Source organism: Streptomyces aureus (assembly GCF_001418135.1).
Lineage (GTDB): Bacteria > Actinomycetota > Actinomycetes > Streptomycetales > Streptomycetaceae > Streptomyces > Streptomyces aureus_A.
The window spans coordinates 1-7,603 of the sequence record NZ_LIPQ01000017.1; the positions used below are offsets into that span (position 1 = coordinate 1).

At 72.9% G+C, this 7,603-nt stretch carries 8 protein-coding genes and 1 pseudogene; 3 read left to right on the forward strand and 6 right to left on the reverse strand.

The window, feature by feature from the left end:
- Positions 1–135 precede the first annotated feature (135 nt).
- The 3 genes and pseudogenes from AOK00_RS02060 to AOK00_RS39915 form a co-directional block, all read left to right on the forward strand.
- Positions 136–573, forward strand: a 438-nt coding sequence (locus tag AOK00_RS02060; RefSeq protein WP_254047205.1) for a group III truncated hemoglobin, incomplete at its 3' end; no start/stop codon positions are given.
- A 95-nt stretch (positions 574–668) separates the two neighbouring features.
- The coding region (locus tag AOK00_RS39910) for a VOC family protein (protein ID WP_254047206.1) at positions 669–950 on the forward strand (282 nt) is incomplete at its 3' end.
- Between the two features lie 2 nt (positions 951–952).
- Positions 953–1,103: pseudogene (locus tag AOK00_RS39915) on the forward strand (VOC family protein); the annotation flags it as partial.
- 12 nt (positions 1,104–1,115) lie between these two features.
- On the opposite strand, the gene AOK00_RS02070 reads toward AOK00_RS39915, so the two are convergent.
- The 6 genes from AOK00_RS02070 to AOK00_RS02095 form a co-directional block, all read right to left on the reverse strand.
- Entirely contained in the window at positions 1,116–1,877 is a 762-nt protein-coding gene (locus AOK00_RS02070; RefSeq protein WP_055598604.1) for an SDR family NAD(P)-dependent oxidoreductase, read from the reverse strand.
- A 27-nt stretch (positions 1,878–1,904) separates the two neighbouring features.
- Entirely contained in the window at positions 1,905–3,302 is a 1,398-nt protein-coding gene (locus AOK00_RS02075; protein WP_055598605.1) for an MFS transporter, read from the reverse strand.
- Between the two features lie 209 nt (positions 3,303–3,511).
- Positions 3,512–4,096, reverse strand: a complete 585-nt coding sequence (locus tag AOK00_RS02080) for a TetR/AcrR family transcriptional regulator (RefSeq protein ID WP_055598606.1) — start codon at positions 4,094–4,096, stop codon at positions 3,512–3,514.
- A 37-nt stretch (positions 4,097–4,133) separates the two neighbouring features.
- Positions 4,134–4,487, reverse strand: coding sequence for a nitrite reductase small subunit NirD (gene nirD, locus AOK00_RS02085; protein WP_055598607.1), 354 nt, complete (start codon positions 4,485–4,487; stop codon positions 4,134–4,136).
- Positions 4,484–7,018, reverse strand: a complete 2,535-nt coding sequence (nirB, locus tag AOK00_RS02090; RefSeq protein WP_055598608.1) for a nitrite reductase large subunit NirB — start codon at positions 7,016–7,018, stop codon at positions 4,484–4,486. The genes nirD and nirB overlap by 4 nt, the downstream gene beginning before the upstream one ends.
- Positions 7,015–7,603: FAD-dependent oxidoreductase (locus AOK00_RS02095; RefSeq protein ID WP_159041669.1), on the reverse strand; the 589-nt coding region annotated here is incomplete at its 5' end. The genes AOK00_RS02095 and nirB, both read right to left, overlap by 4 nt.

The window sequence follows — 7,603 nt, forward strand, 5'->3', positions numbered from 1 at the left end:
CGCACACCCGACAGGGCCCCGAGGGCGGGCGAGGCCCTGCGGGGCGGGGCACCGCGGGCGCGACCTGTCGGGTGGAGTGCGGTGGGGGACCTTCGGCACTACGGCGGCGGCTGCCGCGCCGGGCACACTGGGGGTATGCGCACCCACCGGGATGTCAGTGGTCGGGACGACCTCGACGTGTTGTTGCGGCGGTTCTACACCGCCGCCTTCGCCGACCCGCTCATCGGGCCGTTCTTCACCGGGGTCGCCGGGACCGATCTCAAGGTCCACCTGCCGCACATCACCGACTTCTGGGAGCGCGCCCTCTTCCGTACCGCCGACTACGGGCGGGACGCCTTCGCCCCGCATGCCGCACTCCACTCCGCCCGGCCCCTCACCGCCGCCCACTTCGGGCGCTGGGTGCAGCTCTGGCACGCCACCGTCGACGGCCTCCACACCGGACCGCTGGCCGAGCGGGCCAAGGCACAGGGCGAGCGGATCGCGCTCGCGATGCTGCGGCGGCTCGCCGGGCCGGGGGCCGGTACGGAGGGCACGGGCGGCGGATTCGTACCGTTGGCGGCCCTCCAGCTGCGTNNGATGAGTTACGGGCGGGACGCCCGTCCTACCTCTTGAAAGCGCCGGAGCGACCGAAGCGACCGGAGCGACCGCAAGGGAAGAGAGAGCGCATCATGGCCCCGCAGATGATCTTCGTGAACCTGCCCGTCAAGAGTGTCGACGCCAGCAGGGCCTTCTTCGAGAAGCTCGGTTTCTCCCACAACCCGCAGTTCAGCGACGAGACCACCGCCTGTGTGGTCTTCAGCGACACGATCTTCGCGATGCTCCTCGAAGAGGACAAGTTCAAGTCCTTCATGGCCCCCGGCAAGGAGATCTCCGACGCCACCAAGGCCACGGAGGTCCTGGTCACCCTGAGCGCCGAGAGCCGTGAGAAGTGCGACGAGCTCGCCGACGCCNNTGTCCATCGCGTCCTTCGCGGGGGTGCCGCCGGCGGCACCCCCGCGAAGGACGCGATGGACATGGGCTTCATGTACGGCCGCTCCTTCACGGACCTGGACGGCCACCACTGGGAGGTCTTCTGGATGGACCCGGCGGCCGCCCAGGGCTGAGCCCCGCGTGCGTCAGGCGGAGACGCCGCCGTCGATCACCAGGTCCGTGCCGACGGCGGAGCCGGCCGCGTCCGACGCGAGGTACAGCACCGCCGCCGCCACCTCCGCGGCGGAGGAGATCCGGCCCAGCGGGGACTCCTGCTTCATCCGGACCTCCCGGTCGGCCTCCGTCTCACCGGGCCGCAGCGACATCGTGGACTCCGCGGCGCCGGGGCTGACCGCGTTGATCCGGACCCCGTCGGCGATGTGGTCCAGGGCCGCGGCCCTGGTCAGCGCCGACACGGCCGCCTTCGAGACCTGGTAGCCGAAGACTCCGGGGATCCGGACGTGCGGGCCCAGGTTCGAGGCGATGTTCACGATCGAGCCGCCGCCGTGCGCCCGCATGTGCGCCACCTCGGCCTGCAGGGCGTGCAGCACCCCGGTGACGTTGATGTCGAGCAGTGTCCGCCAGTCGTCGAGGGGGAAGTCGGCGGCGCTGTGGCCGCCGCGGAAGATCCCCGCGTTGTTCACGGCCACGTCGAGACCGCCGTAGAGCTCGACCGTACGCCGGACCAGTTCCCGTACGGACCCGGCGTCGGCCACATCGGCCGTGACGGCGGCGGCGGTGCCCCCGGCGGCCTCGATCAGACCGACCGTCCCCTCCAGGGGCTCGGCGGTACGGCCGGCGACGACGACCTTCGCGCCCTCGGCGGCGAAGGCGAGCGCGATGGCCCGGCCGAGACCGGAACCGGCCCCGGTGACGAGGACGACGCGGTCGGTGAAGCGTGCGTTCATGTGGGTCGACTCCCGTGTGAGTGCTGGCTACTTGACGCGGATGGTGGTGACGGCGACGGCGAGTGCGGTGAAGAGGGCGGCGGCGGCCGCCAGGGACACCGCGTCCCCGCCGAGGGTGAGCAGTGCGGCGAAGACCACGGTCGGGCCGAGTTCCATCGCCGTGTTCAGGACGCCGCCCGCGAGGCCCGCCCGGTGCGCCGGGACGCCCTCGGTGGCCAGGACGGCGGCGGCCGAGAAGGACAGGGCACCGCCGGCCGGCAGCAGGAGCAGGCCGGGGAGCAGCCCGTACGCGTACGGCACCGAGGTGTCGAAACCGGTCGCGGCGAGCAGTCCGAGACCGGCCGCCGCGATGCCGAGCCCGGTCGCGGTCACGCGCCCCGGCCCGTACCGCCCGATCAGCGGGCCCGCCAGCCGTCCCGAGCCCAGCAGGGCGACCGCGAAGGGCACGAAGGCGGCCGAGGCCCGCAGTTCGTCCCAGCCGCGCTGCTGCTGGAAGGAGAGGGAGAGCAGGATGAAGACGGTGGCCGTGCCGGCCGCCGTGAGGCCGATCGCCGCCAGGCCGAGGGCCCGGCGTCCGTCGCGCAGGAAGTCCGGGGGCAGCAGCGGGTCGGCGGTGCGTCGCTCCACCGCCCCGAAGGCGGCCAGCAGGACCAGCCCGGACAGGAGGGGGACGAGGACCGGGACGGAGTCCCACGCGTGGGCGTCGGTGAGGACGAGCCCGAAGCTGGCGAGGGTGATCCCGGCGGTGGCGAGCAGCGCGCCGGGGAGGTCGAGGGAGCGGCCGTTCGGGGTGTGGCCGGGTCCGGGTGCGGTCCCCGGCAGTACGCGCGGCGCCAGGAGCAGGGCGGCGGCGGTCACCGCCACCGGGACCGCGAACGTGCCGCGCCAGGACGTGGCCCCCGCGATCACCCCCGACAGCAGGTTCCCCGCGGTGGCGCCCAGCACCGAGAGGCCGCCCCAGGTGGCCATCGCCCTGCCGTACGCGGCCGGTCCCGGGAACAGGGACCGGAGCATCGCCATCGCCGCCGGGGCGACGAGCGCGGCGCCGACGCCCTGCCCGAACCGGGCGGCGAGCAGCGCCTCGTACCCGGGGGCGAGCGGAGCGAGGGCGGAGGCGGCGCCGAAGACCAGCAGCCCCGCGGTGAGGATCCGGCGCCCGCCGAAGCGGTCGGCGAGCCGCCCGCCGAAGAGGAGCAGCCCGGCGAAGGTCAGGCCGTACGCGGCGCTCAGCAGGATCAACTGGGCGCGGTCGAGCCGGAATTCGGTGCCGATGCGGGGGAGGGGCACGGCGAGGGAGGCGAGCGTGAAGATGAGGGTCATCTGCACGGCCGCGAGGAGGGCGAAGCCTCCGCGGGTGCGGCTTCCGGGCGCGGGGCCTCCGCGGGTGCGGCTTCCGGGCGCGGGGCCTCCGCGGGTGCGGCTCAAGGGCGTACGGCCTCCGGGTGCGCCGGCTCCGGGTGTGCGGGCTCCGCGTGTGCCGGCTCCGCGTGTCCGGTGCCCGCCGTTGGTGGCCCCGTCGGGTTCCCGCGCTTTCGTCGACGACATTTCCATCCCCCTGTACTTGACCGTACATTCCAAAATGAGCCCCGAAGAAAGGGCGCCCCCCGTGGGCGCCCTTTCTTCCGTCCCGCTGCTCAGTCCAGCAGGCCCAGGGCCTGCTCCGCCGCGTCCCGGACCCTGGCCGGGTCGCTCGACGCCTTGCCGACCACCCGGATCCCCTGGAGCAGTACCAGGAGCATGCGCGCCAGGGCGCGCGGATCCCGGTCGGCCGGGAGCTCGCCCCCGGCGCGGGCCCGGGTGAGCGCCCCGTACAGGAGCGTCTCGATCTGCTCCCAGCTGAGTTCGACCCGGCGGGCCACCGCCGTGTCGTGCGGCCCCAGTTCCGCCGCCGAGTTGGTGACGAAACAGCCGTTCAGCCGCTCGTCGTCGGCCGACGCCTCGGCGGCGAAACGACGGACGAGCGCGCGGACGGCCGGCAGGGCCGGGCCCGGCGCGGACAGCTCCTCGACGATCCGCGGGTCGCGGGTCTCCAGGTAGCGGTCCATCGCCTTCAGGTACAGCGCGTGCTTGTTCCCGAAGGTCGCGTAGATGCTGGCCCGGCCGACGCCCAGGTGCTCCACGAGGTCCGACATCGTCGTCGCCTCGTAGCCGCGCGCCCAGAACAGGTCGAGGGCGGCCTGGAGCGCGGCGTCGGGATCGAATTCCTTGGTCCTGGCCACGCGAAGACCGTACGGCTATCTGGAACGATCAGTCAAGTTACTTCGCTCGCACCGGATACACCGGCACCGTGACCTCGTCATCGTCCAGGCACCGGCCCGTCTCCAGGTCGAAGCGCTGCTTCAGGAGCGGCGAGGCCACGAACGGCCGCCCCTCCGCCGAACCGACGAGCCCCCGGGAGAGCACCTGCGCCCCCGTGAACGGGTCGCGGTTGTCGATCGCGTACGTCCGGCCCGAGCGGTCCCGGAAGACCGCCACCTGACGGCCGTCCGGCAGCAGCGCGGCCACGCCCCGGCCCGGAGTCAGCCGGGCCTCCTCGCAGACCGTCACCCAGGAGCCGGGTTCGGGGGAGATCTCGAGCGTCGTCGTGGTGAGTGTCGTGAGGGTCGTCATCGGGAGGAAGCCCCTTCCAGCGTGCTGTTCGTCCTGCCGAGCGTCAGGATCGTGAGGTCCGGCTTGATCTGGTCGCGCTCCGGGACGAAGCGGACCGACGGGTCCGGTGCCTCCGGTGCGTTCACGAAGGAGACGAAGCGCCGCAGCCGCTCCGGGTCGTCCAGGGTCTGTGCCCACTCGTCCTGGTAGTCGGCGACGTGCGCCGCCATCAGGGACTCCAGCTCGTCGCAGAGCCCGAGCGAGTCGTGCACCACCACGTCCTTGAGGTGGTCGAGCCCGCCCTCCAGGCGCTCCAGCCAGGTCGACGTCCGCTCCAGCCGGTCCGCCGTCCGGATGTAGAACATCAGGAACCGGTCGATCAGCCGGACCAGTTCGGCGTCGGAGAGGTCCTGGGCGAGCAGGTCCGCGTGGCGCGGGGTCGCGCCGCCGTTCCCGCCGACGTACAGGTTCCAGCCGCCGGCCGTCGCGATGATCCCGAAGTCCTTCGACTGCGCCTCCGCGCACTCGCGGGCGCAGCCGGAGACCGCCGACTTGAGCTTGTGCGGGGCGCGCAGGCCCCGGTAGCGCAGCTCCAGCTGGATCGCCATCTTCACCGAGTCCTGGACGCCGTACCGGCACCAGGTCTGCCCCACGCAGGACTTGATCGTGCGCAGCGCCTTGCCGTACGCGTGCCCCGACTCGAAGCCCGCGTCGACCAGCCGGGTCCAGATCGACGGGAGCTGGTCCACCCGGGCGCCGAAGAGGTCGATCCGCTGGCCGCCGGTGATCTTCGTGTAGAGGCCGAAGTCGCGGGCCACCTCGCCGATCACGATCAGCTTGTCCGGGGTGATCTCACCGCCGGGGATGCGCGGCACGACCGAATACGAGCCGTTGCGCTGCATGTTGGCGAGGAAGTGGTCGTTGGTGTCCTGGAGGGAGGCCTGCTCGCCGTCCAGGATGTAGCCGTTGTTGAGCGAGGCGAGGATCGAGCCGACGGTCGGCTTGCAGACCTCACAGCCCTCCCCGCCGCGCGCCGCCTCCCGCCCGTGCGAGTCGAGCAGGGCGGCGAAGGAGGTCACCCGCAGGGTGCGGGCGATCTCGTACAGCTCGCTCCGGGTGTACGAGAAGCAGCCGCACAGGCCCTTGTCGGCCGGCGCCGGCAGCAGCTTCTCGATGACCTTCACGCAACTGCCGCAGCCCGTACCGGCCTTGGTGCACTTCTTCACCTCGGCGAGCGAGGAGCACTCGCCGATCGCGTGCTTCGTCACGTTGTGGCAGGAGCAGATCACCGCGTCGTCCGGCAGCGCCGAGGGCCCCAGCGCCACCGGTGCGCCCGCGCCCGCCGGAAGGACCAGCTGCTCGGGGGAGACCGGCGGCACGGTGCCGGTGAGCGGCCGGAGCAGGCCGTACTGCTCGGCGTCGCCGACCAGGACACCGCCCAGGAGGACGCCGTCGCCGCTCACGACCAGCTTCTTGTAGACCCCCGAGCGGGAGTCGGAGTACACGACGTCGAGGCAGCCCTCGGCCGTGCCGTGCGCGTCGCCGAAGGACGCGACGTCCACGCCGAGCAGCTTCAGCTTCGTCGACATGTCGGCGCCGGTGAAGCCGTCGCCCTCGCCCGCCTCCTCCGCCAGGGTCGCGGCCACCGTCTGGGCCATCTCGTAGCCCGGCGCCACCAGGCCGTACACCCGGCCGTCCGAGGCGAGGGCGCACTCGCCGATCGCGAAGACCGCCGGGTCGGAGGTGCGGCACTGCTCGTCGACCGCGATGCCGCCGCGCTCCCCGACGGTCAGGCCGCAGTCGCGGGCCAGCTGGTCCCGGGGCCGTACACCGGCCGAGAACACGACCATGTCCGTGGCCAGTTCGGAGCCGTCCGACAGCTTCATGCCCGTGACCGAGCCGTCCGCCGTCACGACCTCCTGCGTGCCCGTCCCCGTGTGGACGGTCAGACCCATCCGCTCGATCGTGCGCAGCAGCGCGGCGCCGCCGCCCTCGTCGACCTGCACCGGCATCAGCCGGGGCGCGAACTCCACGACGTGGGTGTCGAGTCCGAGACCCTTGAGCGCGCCGGCCGCCTCCAGACCGAGCAGACCGCCGCCGACGACCGCGCCGGTCGTCGCCGTCTTCGCGTACTCCTCGATCGCGAGGAGGTCCTCGATCGTCCGGTAGACGAAACAGCCGCGGGCGTCCTTGCCGGGGACGGGAGGCACGAAGGGGTACGAGCCGGTGGCGAGGACGAGCGCGTCGTACGCGAAGACCCTCCCGGAGCGGGCGGTCACCGTGCGGGCCTCGCGGTCCACCGACTCCGCCGCGTCGCCCACGTACAGCTCGATGCCGTGCTTCTCCATGAAGCCCGCCTCGACCATCGACAGGTCGTCCGGGGTCTTTCCGGAGAAGTACGAGGTGAGCTGGACGCGGTCGTAGGCGGGGCGCGGCTCCTCGCAGAGGACGACGATCCTGGCCCGCTCGGTGACACCGCGGTCGGCGAGCGACTCCAGGAACCGCTGGCCGACCATTCCGTGGCCGACCAGGACGATGGTGGGGGTGGTCATGAGGAGCCTCCGTCGTGGGTGAGCAGGTGCAGCAGGGGGGCCTCGTCGGGCAGGGCTTCGTCGCCCTCCCAGGCCCGGGCGAGCGTGCCGACGGCGGCCAGATCGCCGAGGAGGACGCCACCGACGAGGCGGTCTCCGCGGACGACGACCTTGCGGTAGGCGCGGCGGGTGGCGTCGGTGAGCTGGACGACGTCGTCGCCGGGTTGCGGGGTGGCGTCGCCGAAGGCGGCGAGGTCGAAGGGCTCGGCGCCGCCGAGGGTGAGGCGGGTGAGGGCGCGGGTGCCGGTGTACGGAGTCTGGGTGGCTGTCTCCGCCAGCAGCAGGTCCGTCAGGGCGTCCGCCTGGTCCAGGGCCGGGCCCGCCAGGCCGTAGACCCGGCCGCCGTGTTCCGCGCAGTCGCCGATCGCGTGGATGTAGGGGTCGGACGTCCGGAGTTCGTCGTCGACCACGATCCCCGTCGCCACCGTGAGGCCCGCCTCCCTCGCCAGGGCCACCCTCGGGCGGACCCCGCACGCCAGGACCACGACCTGCGCGTCGAGGACGAAGCCGTCGGCCAGTTCGACCGCCGTCACCTCGCCGTCCCGC

Bases quoted from the DNA above. Each gene is read 5' to 3' on its own strand.
- nirD (WP_055598607.1), bottom strand. From the start codon at position 4,487: ATGACGACCCTCACGACACTCACCACGACGACGCTCGAGATCTCCCCC.
- nirB (WP_055598608.1), bottom strand. From the start codon at position 7,018: ATGACCACCCCCACCATCGTCCTGGTCGGCCACGGAATGGTCGGCCAG.
- AOK00_RS02070 (WP_055598604.1), bottom strand. From the start codon at position 1,877: ATGAACGCACGCTTCACCGACCGCGTCGTCCTCGTCACCGGGGCCGGT.